This is a genomic window from Micrococcus lacusdianchii (assembly GCF_023155805.1).
GTDB lineage: Bacteria > Actinomycetota > Actinomycetes > Actinomycetales > Micrococcaceae > Micrococcus > Micrococcus lacusdianchii.
On record NZ_JAKNUW010000009.1, the window covers coordinates 35,642 to 53,166 of the forward strand.

16 protein-coding genes and 3 tRNA genes are annotated in these 17,525 nt (G+C 74.1%); 6 read left to right on the forward strand and 13 right to left on the reverse strand.

Going from position 1 to position 17,525, the window contains the following annotated elements:
* The first annotated feature begins 22 nt into the window (after positions 1–22).
* Positions 23–1,198 carry an aspartate-semialdehyde dehydrogenase gene (gene asd / locus MA879_RS07170; RefSeq protein ID WP_248124529.1) on the forward strand — a complete coding sequence of 392 codons (1,176 nt, stop codon included), beginning with the start codon at positions 23–25 and terminating at the stop codon, positions 1,196–1,198.
* Between the two features lie 187 nt (positions 1,199–1,385).
* Here the strand turns inward: asd and MA879_RS07175 are convergent, their stop codons facing one another.
* From MA879_RS07175 to MA879_RS07205, 7 genes are all read right to left on the reverse strand, one after another.
* Complete coding sequence (locus tag MA879_RS07175; RefSeq protein ID WP_248124531.1) at positions 1,386–2,534, reverse strand: UDP-N-acetylmuramate dehydrogenase; 1,149 nt, start codon at positions 2,532–2,534, stop codon at positions 1,386–1,388.
* Complete coding sequence (locus MA879_RS07180; protein ID WP_248124542.1) at positions 2,531–3,043, reverse strand: MaoC/PaaZ C-terminal domain-containing protein; 513 nt, start codon at positions 3,041–3,043, stop codon at positions 2,531–2,533. The genes MA879_RS07175 and MA879_RS07180 overlap by 4 nt, the downstream gene beginning before the upstream one ends.
* On the reverse strand, positions 3,043–3,492 hold the full coding sequence (locus tag MA879_RS07185; protein WP_248124544.1) for an FAS1-like dehydratase domain-containing protein: 450 nt from the start codon (positions 3,490–3,492) through the stop codon (positions 3,043–3,045). Before MA879_RS07185 ends, MA879_RS07180 begins: the two co-directional genes overlap by 1 nt.
* 77 nt (positions 3,493–3,569) lie before the next feature.
* Positions 3,570–3,860 carry a DUF4337 domain-containing protein gene (locus MA879_RS07190; RefSeq protein ID WP_248124546.1) on the reverse strand — a complete coding sequence of 97 codons (291 nt, stop codon included), beginning with the start codon at positions 3,858–3,860 and terminating at the stop codon, positions 3,570–3,572.
* An 89-nt stretch (positions 3,861–3,949) separates the two neighbouring features.
* Positions 3,950–4,023: transfer RNA gene (locus tag MA879_RS07195), tRNA-Met, on the reverse strand.
* Positions 4,024–4,081: 58 nt separating this feature from the next.
* Positions 4,082–4,153, reverse strand: a tRNA-Thr gene (locus MA879_RS07200).
* 109 nt (positions 4,154–4,262) lie between these two features.
* Positions 4,263–6,290 (reverse strand): DEAD/DEAH box helicase, encoded by a 2,028-nt coding sequence (locus MA879_RS07205; RefSeq protein WP_248124555.1) that lies wholly within the window; start codon positions 6,288–6,290, stop codon positions 4,263–4,265.
* Positions 6,291–6,627: 337 nt separating this feature from the next.
* On the opposite strand from MA879_RS07205, the gene MA879_RS07210 reads away from it, so the two are divergent.
* Positions 6,628–7,392 (forward strand): hypothetical protein, encoded by a 765-nt coding sequence (locus MA879_RS07210; RefSeq protein WP_248124558.1) that lies wholly within the window; start codon positions 6,628–6,630, stop codon positions 7,390–7,392.
* A gap of 4 nt (positions 7,393–7,396) precedes the next feature.
* Here MA879_RS07210 and MA879_RS07215 read toward each other — a convergent pair whose 3' ends face one another.
* The 3 genes from MA879_RS07215 to MA879_RS07225 form a co-directional block, all read right to left on the reverse strand.
* Positions 7,397–8,605, reverse strand: a complete 1,209-nt coding sequence (locus MA879_RS07215) for an amidohydrolase (RefSeq protein ID WP_248124561.1) — start codon at positions 8,603–8,605, stop codon at positions 7,397–7,399.
* 126 nt (positions 8,606–8,731) lie between these two features.
* Complete coding sequence (locus MA879_RS07220; RefSeq protein ID WP_248124564.1) at positions 8,732–9,943, reverse strand: cystathionine gamma-synthase; 1,212 nt, start codon at positions 9,941–9,943, stop codon at positions 8,732–8,734.
* Positions 9,944–9,964: 21 nt separating this feature from the next.
* Entirely contained in the window at positions 9,965–11,461 is a 1,497-nt protein-coding gene (locus MA879_RS07225) for a cystathionine beta-synthase (RefSeq protein ID WP_248124724.1), read from the reverse strand.
* A 151-nt stretch (positions 11,462–11,612) separates the two neighbouring features.
* Here MA879_RS07225 and MA879_RS07230 point away from each other — a divergent pair, with 151 nt between their 5' ends.
* Together MA879_RS07230 and MA879_RS07235 are read left to right on the forward strand one after the other, a co-directional pair.
* Positions 11,613–12,611 (forward strand): DNA-3-methyladenine glycosylase family protein, encoded by a 999-nt coding sequence (locus tag MA879_RS07230; protein ID WP_248124567.1) that lies wholly within the window; start codon positions 11,613–11,615, stop codon positions 12,609–12,611.
* A gap of 170 nt (positions 12,612–12,781) precedes the next feature.
* Positions 12,782–13,240 carry a hypothetical protein gene (locus MA879_RS07235; protein ID WP_248124570.1) on the forward strand — a complete coding sequence of 153 codons (459 nt, stop codon included), beginning with the start codon at positions 12,782–12,784 and terminating at the stop codon, positions 13,238–13,240.
* 43 nt (positions 13,241–13,283) lie between these two features.
* On the opposite strand, the gene MA879_RS07240 is transcribed toward MA879_RS07235, so the two are convergent.
* Complete coding sequence (locus MA879_RS07240) at positions 13,284–14,288, reverse strand: AMP-binding protein (RefSeq protein ID WP_248124572.1); 1,005 nt, start codon at positions 14,286–14,288, stop codon at positions 13,284–13,286.
* A gap of 175 nt (positions 14,289–14,463) precedes the next feature.
* A tRNA-Tyr gene (locus MA879_RS07245) sits at positions 14,464–14,545 on the reverse strand.
* Positions 14,546–14,730: 185 nt separating this feature from the next.
* On the opposite strand from MA879_RS07245, the gene MA879_RS07250 reads away from it, so the two are divergent.
* Positions 14,731–15,219, forward strand: coding sequence for a YajQ family cyclic di-GMP-binding protein (locus MA879_RS07250; protein ID WP_248124574.1), 489 nt, complete (start codon positions 14,731–14,733; stop codon positions 15,217–15,219).
* 53 nt (positions 15,220–15,272) lie between these two features.
* Positions 15,273–15,782, forward strand: a complete 510-nt coding sequence (locus MA879_RS07255) for a hypothetical protein (RefSeq protein WP_248124576.1) — start codon at positions 15,273–15,275, stop codon at positions 15,780–15,782.
* A 127-nt stretch (positions 15,783–15,909) separates the two neighbouring features.
* Here MA879_RS07255 and MA879_RS07260 read toward each other — a convergent pair whose 3' ends face one another.
* Positions 15,910–17,322, reverse strand: a complete 1,413-nt coding sequence (locus tag MA879_RS07260) for an FAD-dependent oxidoreductase (RefSeq protein ID WP_248124586.1) — start codon at positions 17,320–17,322, stop codon at positions 15,910–15,912.
* Between the last annotated feature and the right edge of the window lie 203 nt (positions 17,323–17,525).

The window sequence follows — 17,525 nt, forward strand, 5'->3', positions numbered from 1 at the left end:
GGCGACCGGTAGCCTGGACGGCATGACTGACACCTTCTCCGCCGCCGTGACCGCCGCCGACCCGGCCGCCGTGCCCACCGTGGGCATCGTGGGCTGGCGCGGGATGGTGGGCTCCGTCCTGATGCAGCGCATGGCCGAGGAGGGCGACTTCGCGCGCATCCAGCCCGTCTTCTTCTCCACCTCCGCCGCGGGCGGCCCCGCTCCGACCTTCGGGGGCATGGCCGGGGACGCCGGCGCCCTGCAGGACGCGTTCGACGTCGACGTGCTGAAGAGCCTGCCGATCATCGTGACCGCCCAGGGCGGCGACTACACGAAGGACGTGTACCCGCGGCTGCGCGCGGCCGGATGGGACGGGATCTGGATCGACGCCGCCTCCACCCTGCGCATGGAGGACACCTCCGTGATCGTGCTGGACCCGGTGAACCGCTCCGTGATCGACGCGGCCCTGGCCGCCGGCGTGAAGGAGTTCATCGGCGGCAACTGCACCGTGTCCTGCATGCTCATGGGCCTGGGCGGGCTGTTCCGCGAGGGGCTCGTGGAGTGGGGCACCGCCATGACCTACCAGGCGGCCTCCGGCGGCGGCGCGCGCCACATGCGGGAGCTGTTGAACCAGTACGCTGCCCTGGGCGGGGTGGTGGCGGACGAGCTCGCCGACCCGTCCTCGGCGATCCTCGAGATCGACCGCAAGGTCACCGAGCTGCAGCGCTCCCCCGAGCTGGACGCGTCCCAGTTCGGGGTGCCGCTGGGCGGCTCGCTCATCCCGTGGATCGACGCCGACCTGGGCGACGGCGTCTCCCGGGAGGAGCAGAAGGCCTACGACGAGACCAACAAGGTGCTCGGCCTGGCCGGCGACCACCGCATCCTGTTCGACTCGCTCTGCGTGCGCGTGGGCGCCATGCGCTCGCACTCCCAGGCGCTGACGCTCAAGCTCACCCGGGACGTTCCGATCGACGAGATCACCGAGATCGTGGCGAACGGCACCGCGTGGGCGCAGGTGGTGCCGAACGAGAAGGAGGCCTCGATGCGGGGCCTCACCCCGGTGGCCGCCTCCGGCACGCTGCAGATCCCGGTGGGACGCCTGCGGAAGATGAAGATGGGCCCGGAGTACCTCTCGGCGTTCACGGTGGGCGACCAGCTGCTGTGGGGCGCCGCGGAGCCGCTGCGCCGCATGCTGATGATCGCCACCGGCAACCTCTGACCCCCCGTCGCCTTCGCTGACGTACCACGCGTGGCTCCGGCACTTTCGCTGACGCAACACGCGTGCCTCCGACGCCTCCGCTGATGCCGACCACGGCGACGGCCCGCTCCCGGAGGGATGCGGGCCGTCGACGTCAGCGAAAGAGGAATCCGCGCGCGTGTTGCGTCAGGGAAAACGAGGGGCGGGGTCAGAGGGCCGTGCCGATGATCATCGGCTCGTGGTGCAGGTCCACCCCGTAGCGTTCCTTCACCCCGTCCCGCACCGCGCGCGCGATCGTGAGGACGTCCTCCGTGGACGCGTCCCCTCGGTTGGTCACGGCGAGCGTGTGCTTCGTGGACAGCGACGCGCGGCCCCCGGCCAGGCCGGTGCCGTCCGGGCCGCGGCCGTCCACGTCCCCCTCCCGCGGTTCCGCATCCGGCAGGCCGAAGCCCTTGCCGAAGCCGGCGTGGTCGATCAGCCACGCGGCGGAGAGCTTCACGAGCTCCGTGCCGTCCTCGGCGGTGCCGGCCGCGAACGCCGGGGCGTCCTCCGGCAGGGACGCGCGCACGGCGGCCGGGACGATCGGGTTGGTGAAGTAGGAGCCGGTGGACCACGTGTCCCGGTCCGCCTCGTCCCACACCATGCCCTTGGACGCACGCAGCGCCAGCACCTGGCCCCGGACGGTCCGCAGGGCGGCGTGCGAGCCCTCCTCCACGCCGAGGGCACGGGCCAGCTGCGCGTAGCGCACGGGGGCCGTGGGCTCGGCGCCGGCGGCGGCGCGGCGCAGACGCAGGTCGATCGAGAGCACGATCCACCGCGGGCTCGGGGCGCCGCCCTCCACCATCGAGCGCTTGATGATCGAGTCGCGGTACCCGAAGCGCAGCTCGTCCGCGCTCAGCTCCACCACGGCCCCGCCCCCGGGCGCCTCCCGGTCCCACGCGCGCAGGGACACGAGCACCTGGGACACGTCCGCCCCGTACGCCCCGACGTTCTGGACGGGGGTGGCGCCCGCGGATCCGGGGATCCCGGAGAGGGCCTCGACACCGCCGAGGCCCTGCTCCACGGTCCAGGCCACGGCCTCGTCCCACACGTGGCCGGCGGCCACGCGGACGAGGACGTCGCCTGCGTCCTCGCGGAGCACCTCGATCCCGCCGAACGCCAGACGCACGACGATGCCGTCGAAGCCGGCGTCCGCCATCAGCGTGTTGGAGCCGCCCCCGAGGACGAACAGGAGATCGCCGGCGGCGTCCGCGGCACGCACGGCCTCGACGGCCTCCGCCTCGGTGCGGGCGGTCACCCACACGCGGGCGGGCCCGCCGACGCGAGTGGTGGTGTGGTCGGCCAGGCGCTCGCTCATGCGCGCTCCTCCTCGGTCTTCTGGGGTGCCGCCAGGCGCACCACGGCCTGCGCCTTCGTCAGCACACGGGGCCTGTCCTGTGCGGGGTCGTTCACGGTGAGGTCGATCCGCACGGTCCCGGCGGCGGCGTCCACCGCACCCACGGCGCCGGAGACCTCCAGAACGGCACCGGGCGCGGGGGCGCCGTCCTCGCTGATGCGGCCCGTGGTGTCCTCGACGGGGACCATGGCGGTGAAGCGGGTCTGGTAGTCGACGACGGCGCCCGGGTCCCCCGCCCAGTCGGTCACGAGCTGCACGGCGACGCCCATGGTGAGCATGCCGTGGGCGATCACGCCGGGCAGGCCGACGGACTCGGCGAAGGCCTGGTTCCAGTGGATGGGGTTGTGGTCCCCCGAGGCGGCGGCATAGGCGACCAGGTCCGCGCGGGTCAGCGGGACGCGGCGGGAGCCGATGGCCTGCCCCTTCTCCAGCTCGGCCAAGACGGGGCGCACGGCGGTGGGCTCGCCCATCAGGACTCCTCTCCCCGGACCAGCAGGGTGGACGTGACGTCGGCGACGGGGGCGCCGTCGGCGTCGGTGATCTCCGTGACGGTGGTGACCATGCGGTTCCCGCCGAGCTCCTTGACCGCGTGGATGCGGACGGTGCCGGTCAGCTCGTCCCCCGCGACGATCGGGCGGTGGTGGACGAAGCGCTCGTCCGCGTGGACCACGCGGGAGAAGTCGATCCCCGCCTCGGGGTCCGCCACCACGGCCGCCTCGGCGCGCTGGGCCACCACGACGGCGAACGTGGGGGGCGCGACGACGTCGGCGTGCCCGAGAGCGCGGGCGGCCGCGACGTCGTGGTGCGCCGGGTGAACGGCCTGCACGGCGGCCGCGAACGCACGCACGGCCTCCCGGCCGACCTGGTACGGCGGCGCGGGCGGATAGGTGCGCCCGGGGAGGGTCTGGGGGTCGCTCACGCGTGCTCCTGGATCTCGAGGGGGCCGCCGACCCGTGCGGCGGGCGGGGTCCCAGCCTATCGGGCGGGCCGGACGCGTCAGCGGGACCGTCCTCGTTCCCCCTCGGCCTGCCGGCGCCCGGCCTCCCGCAGGCGCACGGTCTGCGCGCTCAGATGCATCAGCACGCCGACGGCGAGGACCACCAGCGCCGTCCAGGACAGCGGCAGCCGCCCCGTCAGCGCGCCCACCACGGACAACACGATGCCGATCAGCAACAGGGCGGAACCGGCGAGCACCATGCGGCGGTACAGCGGGCTGCCGTTCTCCCACGGGGAGACGAATCCGGGGCGCGGCTCGGAAGGGGCCGGTCGGCGGGAGGGGCGGGGCATGAGGACCAGTCTAGGGAAGGGCCACGCCACCCCGCGGTCCGGGGACGACGAAGGCCCGGACCGAGCGGTCCGGGCCTTCGTCTGGTGGGTAGCGGCGGAGGGACTCGATCCCTCGACCTCACGATTATGAGTCGTGCGCTCTAACCAGCTGAGCTACGCCGCCACGGCATGAGAACGCCCGCGCTCGCGGCGCACGCCGAGAGAACGGGCTCTCATGTCAGAGCCCCGACCGGGAATCGATCCCGGGACCTCCATCTTACCAAGATGGCGCTCTACCACTGAGCTATCGGGGCAACGAGGTAAGACTGTACACCGCGTTCCACCCATGTGCAAAATCGGCGCCGTGGCGGCCGCGCCGCCCTCGTAGGCGGCCGCCACGGCCTCGATCACCCGGGCAGCGGGTCAGCGGCGCGGGCCGCGGTCCCGGCGGTCCTCCGCGCCCCAGCGCGGCTTGCGCCCGGCGCCGTGCCCGCCCCGGTCGGAGCGGAACCCGCCCCGGTCCTCGCGGTCCTTGCGGAACCCGCCGCGCTCCTCGCGGTCCTTCCGGAACCCGCCGCGCTCCTTGCGGAACCCGCCGCGCTCGCCGTCGTGGCCGCCGTCCCGCTCCTGACGGGTGGGGCGGCCGGTGTCCTTGCGCAGCCCCAGCCGGCGGCCGCCGACCTCGGTGTTCGCCGCGGCCTCCAGCTGGGCGGGGGTCAGGTCGGCCGGCAGCTCGACGAGCGAGTGGTTGCCGCGCAGGTCGATCGCGCCGATCGCGGAGGCCGGCAGGCCCACCTCGTTGGCGAGGGCGCCCACGATGTTGCCGGGCCGCACGCGGTCCTGGTGGCCCACGGCGATCCAATACGTCGCGTTGCCCGCGGCCGGCTCGCGGCGCGGGCCCCGGGAGCCGCGACCGTCGCCGTCGCGGTCGGGGCGGTCCGCACGATCGCCGCGCCCGCTGCGCTCGGGACGGTCGTCGCGGTCGCGGCGACCGCGGCCGCCGCCCTGCGGGATCTCCTGGTCCTGGGTGAGCAGCGGACGGCCGCCCTGGGCCATCAGGGCCAGGGCCGCGGCGGCCCGTGCGGCGCTGACGCCGTGCTCGTCCACGTACTCCGTCACGAGCCCCTCGAAGGTGTCGAGATCGCCGCGATCGGCCTCCTCGAGGGTCCGGGCGATCGAGGCGAGCACGGCCTTCTGTCGGGCCTGGTTGACCTGCGCCACGGTGGGCACCTGCATCTCCTCCACCGACTGGCGGGTGGTGCGCTCGATCTGCTTGAGCAGGAATCGCTCCCGCGGGGTCATGAACAGCACCGCGTCACCGGTGCGGCCGGCGCGGCCGGTGCGGCCGATGCGGTGCACGTAGGACTCGGCGTCCTGCGGGATGTCGTAGTTCACCACGTGGGAGATGCGCTCCACGTCGAGGCCGCGGGCGGCGACGTCGGTGGCCACCAGGATGTCGACGCGCCCGGACTTGAGGTCCTCCACGGTCTTCTCGCGCTGCTTCTGCGCGACGTCACCGGAGATGGCGACCGCGGAGAAGCCCGCCTGGTTCAGGCGCTGGGCGAGCTCGTCCGTGCCGGCGCGGGTGCGCACGAACGCGATGACGCCCTCGTGGTCCTCGGTCTCGAGGATGCGCGTCATGGCCTCGAACTTCCACTGGTGCGCGATCTGCACGTACCGCTGCCGGATGTTGGTGCCGGTGGTGGACTGGCGGGCCATCGCCACCTCCTCCGGGTCGTTCAGGTACTGCGCGGAGATGCGGCGGATGGCCGGGGGCATGGTGGCGGAGAACAGCGCGGTCTGCTTGCCCTTCGGGGTCTGCGCGAGGATCTTGTCCACCTCCTCCGCGAAGCCCATGCGCAGCATCTCGTCCGCCTCGTCCAGGACGAGGGTCTGCAGCTGGGACAGGTCGAGGGAGCCGCGCTCGATGTGGTCGATCACGCGGCCGGGGGTGCCGACGATGACCTGGGCGCCGCGACGCAGGGCCGAGAGCTGCGGGCCGTACGGCGAGCCGCCGTAGACGGCCAGCACGGAGACGTCGTCGAGGTGCTTGGCGTAGGTGTCGAAGGCCTCGGCCACCTGCAGCGCCAGCTCGCGGGTGGGGGCCAGCGCCAGGATCTGCGGGGCGCCGGAGCGTCCGTTCACGTCCTGGAGCTCGGCGAGGCGGGACAGGGCCGGCAGCGCGAACGCGCCGGTCTTGCCCGTGCCGGTCTGTGCCAGGCCGACGACGTCGCGGCCCTCCAGCAGCAGCGGGATCGTCGCCTCCTGGATGGGCGAGGGGCGCTCGTAGCCGAGGTCCTCGACGGCGGCCAGCACCCGGGCGTCCAGGCCGAGCGCGAGGAAGGTGGGACCGGCCGGCTCGGTGGTCTCGACGTCGGCCTCCGCCTCGGTCTCGAGGAGCTCGGGGTCCTGCACGGGGGCGGGGGTGGTGGTCGCGTTCTGGATCGTCATGACGTCCTCCTGGGGATGCGCAGGCGCGCTCCAGGGCGACGGTCGCGGGTCGTCGTCGTGGGGCGCGGGGGCTGCTGGGAATGGGTGGACCGTCCAGCCGGAGAACCCCCGCGGGCCGCGACGTTCGCGACCCCTCACACACATCTGCACGACATCTGCATCCATCGGCGTGGCTCACGCGTCCACGCTCTCCAACACAGGGGGAAATGACCGGATCCGGTCCGTCCAGTCTACGCGACGTCCCGTCTCCCCCGGCCCGCGCCGGGTGTGCGCTCGCCCACCCCGCCGCGCGCGGCGCCCCGGGCGTCGCGGGCGGCGTGCCCGCTAGGCTCGGGCCGTGCCAGAGAACAGCAGCGACCGCATCGCCCGCGCCGCCGGACGCGCCGCCCGGGCCTTCCGCGAGAACCAGTCGTCCGAGCGCGCCGCGCACGAGCGGCGGACCCCGACCGCCGACCGACCGGGCCTGAAGGACCGCGCCGCCCGCGCCGCCGATCGGGTCCGGCCCGTGGGCGAGCGAGTGGGCCACGCCGCCGGGGAGGCGGGACGCACCTTCCGGGAGGGTCAGGCCCGGGACGCCGAGCGCCTCGCGGAGGTGCGGACCCGGGTCCGCGACGAGGACGAGGCCCTGCGGGCGCAGCGCCGGGCCGACCGGGAGCGCGCCCTCGACGAGCGCGACGCGGCGGAGGCCGGCCGCGTGCACCCCCTGCTGCGCCTGACCCGTGTGTGGTGGCTGGCCGTGGGCCTGCTGCTGGCCGTCCTGGGCGGGACGTTCATGGCCAACGGGGTCCGGGCGGAGGCCCGCGGCGGCAAGGTCATCGACCCGCTCACCGGCCTGGAGTCCGTCGGCCCGCTCGGCGGCGCCACGGGCCAGTACACCCTCGGCGGCGTGCTGATCGCCCTCGCCCTGGTCACCCTGTGGGGCTGGATCGGGCTCCTGCGCCGCCGCCGCTCCGCGATCTCCACCCTCACCACGATCGCGGTGGTGCTGGCGATCCCCGCCGTGACCCGGCCCAATGTGCTGTTCCTCGTGCTGGGCCTGGTCATGGCGCTCGGCGCGGCGCTCCTCTGGCTGCCGCCCGTGCGCACCCGCGTGCGCCGCTGAGCGCTCAGTCCTCCACGGGGCGGGTCGGCGCGACGACGGGCCGGTGGGCGTCGACGTCGTACTCCATGACCTGACGCCCGCCGATCCACACGCGCAGGGCGCGCTGCATGACGTCCAGCGGGTCGCCGCTCCACAGGACCAGGTCCGCATCCTTGCCGGCCTCGAGGGATCCGAGACGGCTCTCGAGGCCGAGCACCTTCGCAGGGTTGATCGTGATGGCGCGCAGCGCGGTGTCCCGGTCCAGGCCCTCCTTCACCGCGAGCGCGGCCTGGTAGACGAGGAAGTCGATCGGGATCACCGGGTGGTCGGTGATGATGCTGATCTCCACACCGGCACGGGCCAGGCGGCCGGGGTTTCGGAGGGAGCGCCCGCGCAGCTCCGGCTTCGACTTGGTGGTGAACAGCGGGCCGATCAGCACGGGCACGCCCCGCTCGGCGAGCACGTCCGCGATCGGGTGGGCCTCGGTGCCGTGGTCCAGGACGAGGTCGTAGCCGAACTCGTCGGCCAGGCGCAGGGCGGTGGCGACGTCGTCGGTGCGGTGGCAGTGCTGGCGCCACGGGATCTTCTTCTCCAGCACCAGGGCGAGGGCCTCCATGTGGGGGTCCCGCGTGAAGGGCCTGTCCTCGGCCTCGGCCTCGGCGCGGCGGGCCATGTACCCCTGGGCCTGCTGGAACGCCTGGCGGATCACCAGCGCGGTGCCCAGGCGGGTGGAGGGGGTCCTGCCCTTCTCCTTGTAGACGTTCTTGGGGTTCTCGCCCAGGGCGGACTTCAGGCCGGAGGGGCTGCGCAGGACCATCTCGTCCACGGTGCGGCCGTGGGTGTGCAGGGCCACGGCCTGCCCGCCGATCGGGTTGCCGGAGCCGGGGTTCACGTTGACGGTGGTGACACCGCCGGCGAGGGCATCCCGCCAGCCGGGCTCGTTCGGGTCCACCGCGTCGATGGCCCGCACGCCCGCCATGACCGGGTCCGTCATCTCGTTGACGTCCGCGGTGGCGCCGACCTCACCCTCGGCGTGCATGCCGAGGTGGACGTGCGCGTCCACGAAGCCGGGCAGCAGCCACCGGCCCTCGCAGTCGATCGCCTCGGCTCCGGCAGGGGCCTCGACGTCCGGGCCGAGGGCGATGATCTTCCCGTCCTCCACGATCAGGGTGCCGTCGAAGGGCTCGGCGGTGACGGGGACGACGTGGGCGTTGAGGTAGGCGGTGATGCTCATCACTCCACCGTACGCGGCCGGGACCACCCCGGGCACGCGCCGCTGTGACGCGAATGGGGGCGTTTTCCGTCACCTCCGGAACCGGATGCCGACGGAGAACGCCTCCAAAGTTCCCGCGGGGAGGGGTCAGAGCGCGCCGATCGCCCGGTCCAGGTCCGCGATCAGGTCCGCGGCGTCCTCGATGCCCACGGACAGGCGCACGAGGTCGTCCGGGACGGCCAGCTCGGTGCCGGCCACGGAGGCGTGGGTCATCTCCGCCGGGTAGTTCATGAGCGACTCGATGCCGCCCAGCGACTCGGCCAGCTGGAACAGGCGGGTGCCCTCGGCGACCCGCTTGGCCGCCGCCGCACCGCCCGTGAAGCGGACGGAGACCATGCCGCCGAAGCCGCGCATCTGGGTCTTCGCCAGCTCGTGGCCGGGGTGGTCCGGCAGGCCCGGGTACAGCACCTGGTCGACGCCGGCCCGGCCGGTGAGCCACTCGGCGATCGCCTGGGCGTTGGCCTGGTGGCGGTCCATGCGCACGCCGAGCGTCTTGAGCCCGCGCGTGGTGAGGTAGGCGTCGAGCGGGCCGTTGACGGCGCCGGCGGCGAACTGCTGGAACTTCACCTTCTCGGCCAGCTCCGCGTCCGGGATGACGAGCGCCCCGCCGATCACGTCCGAGTGGCCGCCGATGTACTTGGTGGTGGAGTGCACCACCACGTCCGCGCCGAGGCCGATCGGGTTCTGCAGATACGGCGTGGCGAAGGTGTTGTCCACCACCAGCAGGGCGCCGTGGGTGCGCGCCACGTCCGCCACCGCGGCGATGTCCGAGACCTTCATCATGGGGTTGGACGGGGTCTCCAGCCACACCATCACGGGCCCCTCCCCCGCGGCCTTCTCCACGGCGGCGGCCACCCGGTCCGTCTCGGCCATGTCCACCACGGCATGCCGCACGCCCCAGGGCGCCAGGACCGTGGAGATCAGCCGGTAGGAGCCGCCGTAGACGTCGTTGCCCAGCACGATGGTCATCCCCGGCGCGCCGGCGCCCATGATGAGCGCGGTCTCCGCGGCCAGACCGGAGGCGAACGTGAGGCCCGCGGCCTTCGGCGTGCCGTCCTGGCCCACCCCGGCCTCGAGGGCGGCGAGCTGCTCCTGCAGCGCGTCGCGCGTGGGGTTCGTGCCGCGGCCGTAGTCGTAGCCGCGACGCAGCTCGCCGATGGCCCTGGGCGCGTAGGTGCTGGAGATGTGCAGCGGGGGCACCACGGCCCCGTACACCTCGTCCAGGTGCTGCCCGGCGTGCACGGCGCGGGTGCCGAAGCCCGGGACGTGCGGGTGGTCCTGCTGGGGGTTCTCGCTCATGGGGTCCATCCTCTCGCTGTCTCAGGCGGTCACGTAGGCCAGGACGTCGTGCAGGGTCACCACGCCCTGGACCACGCCGGCGTCCATCACCAGGAGGGTGCGCTCCTCCTGCAGGCGGAGGGCGGCGGCCCGCAGGCCGGTGCGGGCGCCGACGCCGGGCAGTGCCGGCTCCATGGCCTCGCCCACGGGGGTGTCCGGGGTGATGCGCCCGGTCGCCAGTCCGGCCGCCAGCGCGGCGGCGGACACGGTGCCGCGCACCTCGCCCACCCGCAGGTCGTGGCGGGGCGCGGCGACCACCGGCAGGGCGTCCACGCCGTACCGGTTCAGGGTGGCGACGGCGTCGGCCGCCGTGGTCTGCGGCGACGCGGTGACGAGGGTGGGCACGGAGCCGGGGAACAGGTCCTCCTTGTCCGCGAGCACGTCCGCGAGGGAGGCGTCCCAGCGGGAGCCGGCCGGCGTCGTCGTCGTGGGGACGGGACCGTCCGCGGCGGCGGGCGCGGCGGAGCGGGTGCGGCCGCGGGCCCACTCGGGCAGCAGGGTGGACCGCTCCGCCCGGTGGAAGCCGCGGTCGTCCATCCAGTCGTCGTTGAAGATCTTGGCGAGGTAGCCGCGCCCGGAGTCCGGCAGGACGATCACCATGACGTCGTCCGGGCCGAGGTCCCGGGCCGCTCGCAGGCCGGCCACCACGGCCATGCCGGAGGAGCCGCCCACCAGCAGCCCCTCCTCCGCGGCGAGGCGGCGGGTCATGGCGAACGCCTCGTCGTCCGAGACGGGGATGACCTCGTCCGGGACGGACGGGTCGTAGTTGCCCGGCCACATGTCCTCGCCCACGCCCTCCACGAAGTACGGGCGGCCGGTGCCCCCGGAGTACACGGAGCCCTCCGGGTCCGCTCCGATCACCCGCACGGGCCCGGAGGGACGGTCCGCGGAGACCTCCTTGAGGTACCGGCCGGCCCCCGTGATGGTGCCGCCGGTGCCGGCGCCGATCACCACGTGGGTCACGCGGCCGGCGGTGTCCTCCCAGATCTCGGGACCCGTGGTCTCGTAGTGGGAGTCCGGGGCGGCGGGGTTGAAGAACTGGTTGGGCTGGTACGCGCCGGGGATCTCCTGCTCGAGGCGGTTCGCCACCCCGTAGTAGGACTCCTCCGAGGCCGGGTCCACAGCGGTGGGGGTCACCACGATCTCCGCACCGTAGGCGGTGAGGACGTCCCGCTTCTCCTGGCCGACCTTGTCCGGGGTCACGAACACGGCCCGGTAGCCCTTCTGCTGCGCCACGATCGCCAGGCCCACGCCGGTGTTGCCGGAGGTGGGCTCCACCACGGTGCCGCCGGGGGCCAGCTTCCCGTCCCGCTCGGCGGCCTCGACCATGCGCAGCGCGATGCGGTCCTTCACGGATCCGCCGGGGTTCAGGTACTCCACCTTCACCAGGACGGTGGCCTGCACTCCCTCGGTGACGCGGTGGAGCTTCACGAGCGGGGTGCGCCCGATCAGGTCGAGGACGGTCTCGGCGCAGCGCAGCTCGCCGGGGGCGGAGGAGGTCGTGTCAGTCACGGTGGCCACGCTACGCGAGAGGGCGGACGCCCTACCCGGCTCGGGACACGGGAGGCCATGGGGGACCCGCTCACCGCGCGACGCTGCGACGTCCGGGACGCCGTGTACGGTGCGGCCCATGACCGTCCCCGACGCCGCGCGCCTGCTGGAGCCCCCCGGGCCCGTGGACGTGGCGCTCACGCTGCGCCCCCTCCAGCGCGGCGCGGCGGACCCCACGGTGCGGGCGGCCCCCGAGGGCGTGTGGCTGACCCGGCGGGAGCCGGACGGACACGGCGCGCCCCTTCCTGCCACCCTGCTGGTCGCCCCGCACGCCGGCGGCCGGGTGCTGGCCCGGGCGTGGGGCCCGGGCGCGGCGCTCGCCGTCGCCCGGGCGGAGCGGCTGCTGGGCCTGCACGACGACGGCTGGGCCGCCTTCGACGCCCTGCTCGCCTCCGGCTCGGGGCGGCCCGTGCTCCCGTGGCACGTGCGGGAGGCGCGCCGGCGCCGCCCCGGGCTGCGTCTGCCGGCCGGCGGTCAGCTGGCCCGCCAGCTGATGACGGTGGTCCTCGAGCAGAAGGTCACCCACGAGCAGGCGCGGCACGGCTGGCGCACCCTCGTGCGCCTGGCCCACCGGATCGAGGACGCCACGCCGCCCGGACCCGCCCCGGCGGGGATGCTCCTGCCGCCGACCCCGGAGGCCGTGCTGCGGGTGCCGTCCTGGGACTGGCACGCGCGCGCGTGGGTGCAGCCGGCCCAGTCGAGGGCGGTCCTGGAGGTGGCCCGCCGCGCGTCGTCCCTGGACCGCCTCGGGGAGGCGACGCCGCCCGGAGACGCGGCCGCGGCCGCGCGCCTCGCCCGGACGCTGCTGCGGGTGCCCGGGATCGGGCCGTGGACGGCCGCCGAGGCCCTGCAGCGCAGCCACGGCGCCGCGGACCTGGTGTCCGTGGGTGACTACCACCTGGCCCAGTTCGTGGGGCAGGTGCTCACGGGCCGGCGCACGGACGACGCCGGCATGCTGCGGCTCCTGGCGCCCTGGACCGGGCACCGCCAGCGGCTGGTGCGGCTGATCGGACTCTCGGGTGAGCGCAAGCAGGCGTTCGGTCCGAAGCTGGCCCCCGCGGACCACCGGCGGATCTGAGCGCGGCTCCTGCACAGGTGCCCGGACGCCCCCGCCCGTCCCCCGCGCGCCGTCCGCCCGCCCCGCCGGCACCCGCCGTGCGGGAGCGTGGGTCCCGGCCGCCCCGACCGGGACGGCCATCGCCCGCCGGACCGGACGGGTCCGGCGTCGTCTCCCCCTGGAGGACCGCCATGACCGCCCAGCACCACCCCGTCCCCACGGCCAATGCCGCCGAGCCCCACGGACCGGGGACACCCGCCACGCTGCGCCCCGGTGAGCGCGGCTCCGTGCTCGTGCTCTCCCCGCCCGGCTCCGCGGAGGAGGGCATGGGCCACGCGGTCGCGTGGATCACGGCCTTCGAGCAGGACTGCGGCCTCGTGCTGGACCCCGACGCCACGAGCCTGTACGCGGTGGCGGAGGTGTCCGCACTGGTCCTCGAGGAGCCGGACGAGACGGACGAGGGGATCGCCGCGCACCTGGACTTCGTGCTGGCGGACGGGGTGTGGCACCACCGCGGCGCCTGCCCGCCCGCACCGCAGGGGTCGTCCGCGAGCGCGTGGGCCTGGCACGTGCACCGGCTGCAGCGGGCGGCCGCGCCCGGCAGCCTCGGGACGGCGTGGGACGTGTACCCGCTGCCGGCCGCGCACTGAGGGCGGCGGCGCACGGGCTCGACGATGGCCGGGTCCAGGATCTTCATCTCCACGTGGGGCATGGACCGTCCGACGGTCTGCGTTCGCCGCTCTCGGTCACCGACCGCAGCGCGGCGGCCGGGTCGAACGAGCGCGGGGGGAGGATGGAGGCCGCACCGTGCGAGACCGCTGCGATCAGACCGATCACCATGCCGAAGCAGTGGAAGAACGGCACGGGGATGACCACGCCGTCCTCCTCGGTGCACCGCAGGGGCCGGCCGATGTGGAACCCGTTGTTGAGCACGTTGCGGTGGGTGAGGGTGACGCCCTTGGGGAACCCCGTGGTGCCGGAGGTGTACTGCAGGGTGACCGGGTCGTCGGGGCCGGCCGCCGCCTCACGCGCGGTCAGCTCCTCGTCGCTCACCCCGGCGCCCGCGGCCAGGAAGGCGGCCCACGCCGTCTCGGTCGCGGGCTCGCCCGGTCGGCCGGCGACGACGGCGTCCCCGCCCGGTCCGTCACCCTCGGGCCCGTCCGTGGCCGGCCCGCCGACCGGCACGGCGTCCGCGTCGGCGGGCAGCAGGACGAGCTGCCGCAGCGCGGGAGCGCCCTCCCGGGCCACCTGCCGGGCGATCTGCGGCGGGTCCGTGCGCGCATCCGGGCACGCGACCACGAGGCCGCGCATGACGCACTGCTCCACCACGGGGGTGAGCTCGTGCGCCCGGTAGGCGGGGTTGAGCTCGACCAGGATGACGCCGGCCCGCGCGGCGCCGTAGAGCAGGGTGGCCCACTCGGCCACGTTGGGGCTCCACCTGCCCAGTCGATCGCCCCGCTCGTAGCCGGCGGCGATCAGCGCCTTCGCCACGCCGCGTGACGCCTCGGCCAGCTGGGTGTACGTCCACCGGCGGCCGGTGGACCGCTCGTCGAGGGCCACGGCGCTCGGGAACCGCTCGGCGGTGGCGTCCAGGTTCAGAGCGAGGGTCTCGTCCAGCAGGTCGATGTCCTGCGGACCGGCGGTGTCGGACTCGGCGGCGGGCATGTCCGGAGCGGACGCGTCCACGGTGGGGCTCACGGTGACCTCCTGCACCGGGTGGCCGGACCCACTCCGTGTGGCGCGGATCACAGCCGGTGACCGTCGGTGAGCTCACCCGAGACGACCCTCCGCGCCCAGCCCCTCCCCGGGATCAGACCTCCCGGGCATGCGGAAGGCCCCGGGACCGTGTCCGGTCCCGGGGCCTTCGCTCCTGTGGCAGATGAGGGATTCGAACCCCCGTAGGCAGTGCCAGCTGATTTACAGTCAGCCCCCTTTGGCCGCTCGGGTAATCTGCCGGGCTGCCGCGTCGGCCTCCCATGTGGATCACACGGTCAACCGATCAGGCGAGAGTCGACTGTACAGCACGGCCGCGCCCGGCCGCCACTTGCGGAAGCGGTGACCGTCGCGGAGCCCTCCGCCCGGGCCCGCCGCGCCGGATAGGCTGGCCCGAGCATCCCGAGCCCCGAGACCAGGAGGACCCATGGCCAGCGATTCCACGTTCGACGTCGTCAGCAAGGTGGACAAGCAGGAGGTCTCCAACGCCCTGAACCAGGCGCAGAAGGAGATCGCTCAGCGCTACGACTTCAAGGGCGTCGGCGCCGAGATCGACTTCTCCGGCGAGAAGATCCTCATGAAGGCCTCCTCCGAGGAGCGCGTGAAGGCCGTGCTGGACGTGTTCGAGTCCAAGCTCGTCAAGCGCGGCATCTCCCTGAAGTCCCTCGACGTGGGCGAGCCCTACGCCTCCGGCAAGGAGACCCGCCTCGAGGCGTCCATCAAGGAGGGCATCGACCAGCCCACCGCCAAGAAGATCACCAAGCTGATCCGCGACGAAGCGCCCAAGTCCGTCAAGGCCGTGATCCAGGGCGACGAGCTGCGCGTGTCCTCCAAGTCCCGCGACGAGCTGCAGGAGACCATCGCCCTCCTGAAGACGTTCGAGGACGCCGACCTGCAGTTCATCAACTTCCGCTGATCCGTCCCGCCCCTCGCGTCCGCCCGGCGGGCGCAGCCGACCGAGGAGTCCGCATGCTCTACCTGATCGACCCGCGCGGCGCCGTGTGGCAGTCCGCCGACTACACGCTCGCCAAGGCCGTGGCCCGGCAGCGCGTGGACGGCCGTCCCGTGGACGACCTGCCCCTGGCCACGGCCCGCCTCGAGATCGACGCCGCCGACGCCCTCGACCTGGCCCTGCGCCACGGCCTGGCCGCCCCGCGCGGGATCCTGCTGGACGGCAGCTGGGTCAGCCAGGTGCTCAAGCCGGCCACGCTCAAGGCCCAGCGCTCGAACCAGGACGCCACCGCGGCGCAACTCGAGCCCGTCGAGCGGTACACCGAGGGGGAGCCGGTCAAGCGGCACCACCGGGACGTCGTCCGCGAGGGCGCCCCGCGCGCCCTGGACAAGCGGATCGAGCAGGCCGAGAAGGACGCCCGCGACGCGCTCCAGGCGGCCCCGCGCCGCGAGCTGATCACCCATTGGCGCGGGCTGGGCGGCACGCTGCCGGAGACGATCGTCGCGGACCTCGACGACGCCGAGTGATCGGCCTCTGACGGCCACACCGACGCGCGCCGTGCGGGCCGACGCCGACCGGAACGCCCGACGGCCCCTCACCTCCGTGCGGAGGTGAGGGGCCGCCGTCGTGCCGGGGCGCGATCCGCCGGACAGCTCAGGCCAGGCCGGCGCCGGTCCGGGAGATGCGGGTCATCTCGTCCCGGTCCACGACCTTGACGCGCTCGCGCTCGACCGGGCCCGCCTCGGTGGCGGCGGCGCCGAGGGACTTCTCGTGGGAGTCCAGGGCGTGCCAGCCCTCCCACGTGGTGTACTCGACACCGCGCTCGTCCAGGAGTGCGAGGATCGCGTCCTCGGACGGCTCCTGCGCGGTGTAGAGACCGGGCTCGTCCTCGATCAGGTGCTTGATGGTCTCGAGCGAGTCGCCCTTCGTGGAGCCGATCAGCCCCACGGGGCCGCGCTTGATCCAGCCGGAGGTGTAGAGGCCCGGCACCGGCTGGCCGGCTGCGTCGAGCACGCGCCCCTCCGCATTCGGGATCACGCCGCGGACGGCGTCGAACTCCACACCCTCCACGGGCGAGCCGAAGTAGCCCACCGCCCGGTAGACCGCCTGCACCGGGTAGTCCACGGTCTCCTCCGTCGGGCGGACCCCACCGGAGCCGTCCAGCTCCATCCGACGCATCCGCAGACCGTCCACCCGGCCGTCCCCGTCCTCGTCCAGGAACTCCTCCGGGGCCTGGAGGAAGTGCAGATGCAGCCGGCGGGAGGCGCTCTGCTGGCGGTCCTCCTGCTCCATGAGCCAGTTGGTCAGCGTGCCGACCATGGTGCGGACCTGGTTGTTCTCCTCGATGGCCTGCTCGGAGGCGGCGTCGAAGTCGAAGTCCTCCTCGTAGAGCACGATGTCCACGTCGCGGGAGTGGGCCAGCTCGCGCAGCTCGAGCGGGGTGAACTTGATCTGCGCGGGGCCGCGGCGGCCGAACACGTGCACGTCCGTCACCGGCGAGGCCTTGAGCGCCTGGTACACATTGTCCGGGATCTCGGTGGGCAGCAGGTCGTCCGCGTGCTTGGAGAGGATGCGGGCCACGTCCAGGGCCACATTGCCGTTGCCGATCACGGCCACGGACTGCGCATCCAGCGTCCACTCGCGCGGCACGTCCGGGTGTCCGTCGTACCAGGAGGCGAAGTCGGCGCCGCCGAAGGAGCCCTCCAGCTCGACGCCGGGCACGTCCAGGGCCGCGTCGCGCACGGCGCCGGTGGTGAAGACGACGACGTCGTAGAGGCGCCGCAGGTCCTCGAGGGACACGGTGGTGCCCACGTCCACGTTGCCGAGGAAACGGATGTCCCCGCGGTCCATGACCTTGTGCAGGGCGTTCACGATGCCCTTGATCCGCGGGTGGTCCGGGGCCACGCCGTACCGGATCAAGCCGAACGGGGCCGGGTAGCGGTCGAACAGGTCGATGCTGACCCGGAACTCCCGCTCCTCCTTGGTGAGGATGTCCGCGGTGTAGACACCGGCGGGGCCGGCGCCGACGACGGCGATGCGCAGCGGGCGGTCAGGGCGTTCGGTCACAGCGAGGGTGTCCTTCCAACGGCGGTCGAGGAGGCAGGACGGGGTGGGCACACGGCCACGAGGCGCGGGGCCGGGCACGGGCCCGTCCGGTCCTGGGATTCAGCCCCCGAGTCTACCGGCGCGCCCGCGCGAGCCGCCGTGAGTCCGCTCACCGCGCAGGCGCCCGGCCCGGGGAGTCGGCGCACCGGGCCTACCCTGGTCCG

Excerpts from the sequence above, each read along its gene's own strand:
- asd (WP_248124529.1), top strand. The coding sequence starts at position 23 with ATGACTGACACCTTCTCCGCCGCCGTGACCGCCGCCGACCCGGCCGCC.
- MA879_RS07175 (WP_248124531.1), bottom strand. The coding sequence starts at position 2,534 with ATGAGCGAGCGCCTGGCCGACCACACCACCACTCGCGTCGGCGGGCCC.
- MA879_RS07180 (WP_248124542.1), bottom strand. The coding sequence starts at position 3,043 with ATGGGCGAGCCCACCGCCGTGCGCCCCGTCTTGGCCGAGCTGGAGAAG.
- MA879_RS07190 (WP_248124546.1), bottom strand. The coding sequence starts at position 3,860 with ATGCCCCGCCCCTCCCGCCGACCGGCCCCTTCCGAGCCGCGCCCCGGA.
- MA879_RS07205 (WP_248124555.1), bottom strand. The coding sequence starts at position 6,290 with ATGACGATCCAGAACGCGACCACCACCCCCGCCCCCGTGCAGGACCCC.
- MA879_RS07215 (WP_248124561.1), bottom strand. The coding sequence starts at position 8,605 with ATGAGCATCACCGCCTACCTCAACGCCCACGTCGTCCCCGTCACCGCC.
- MA879_RS07220 (WP_248124564.1), bottom strand. The coding sequence starts at position 9,943 with ATGAGCGAGAACCCCCAGCAGGACCACCCGCACGTCCCGGGCTTCGGC.
- MA879_RS07230 (WP_248124567.1), top strand. The coding sequence starts at position 11,613 with ATGACCGTCCCCGACGCCGCGCGCCTGCTGGAGCCCCCCGGGCCCGTG.
- MA879_RS07235 (WP_248124570.1), top strand. The coding sequence starts at position 12,782 with ATGACCGCCCAGCACCACCCCGTCCCCACGGCCAATGCCGCCGAGCCC.
- MA879_RS07250 (WP_248124574.1), top strand. The coding sequence starts at position 14,731 with ATGGCCAGCGATTCCACGTTCGACGTCGTCAGCAAGGTGGACAAGCAG.
- MA879_RS07255 (WP_248124576.1), top strand. The coding sequence starts at position 15,273 with ATGCTCTACCTGATCGACCCGCGCGGCGCCGTGTGGCAGTCCGCCGAC.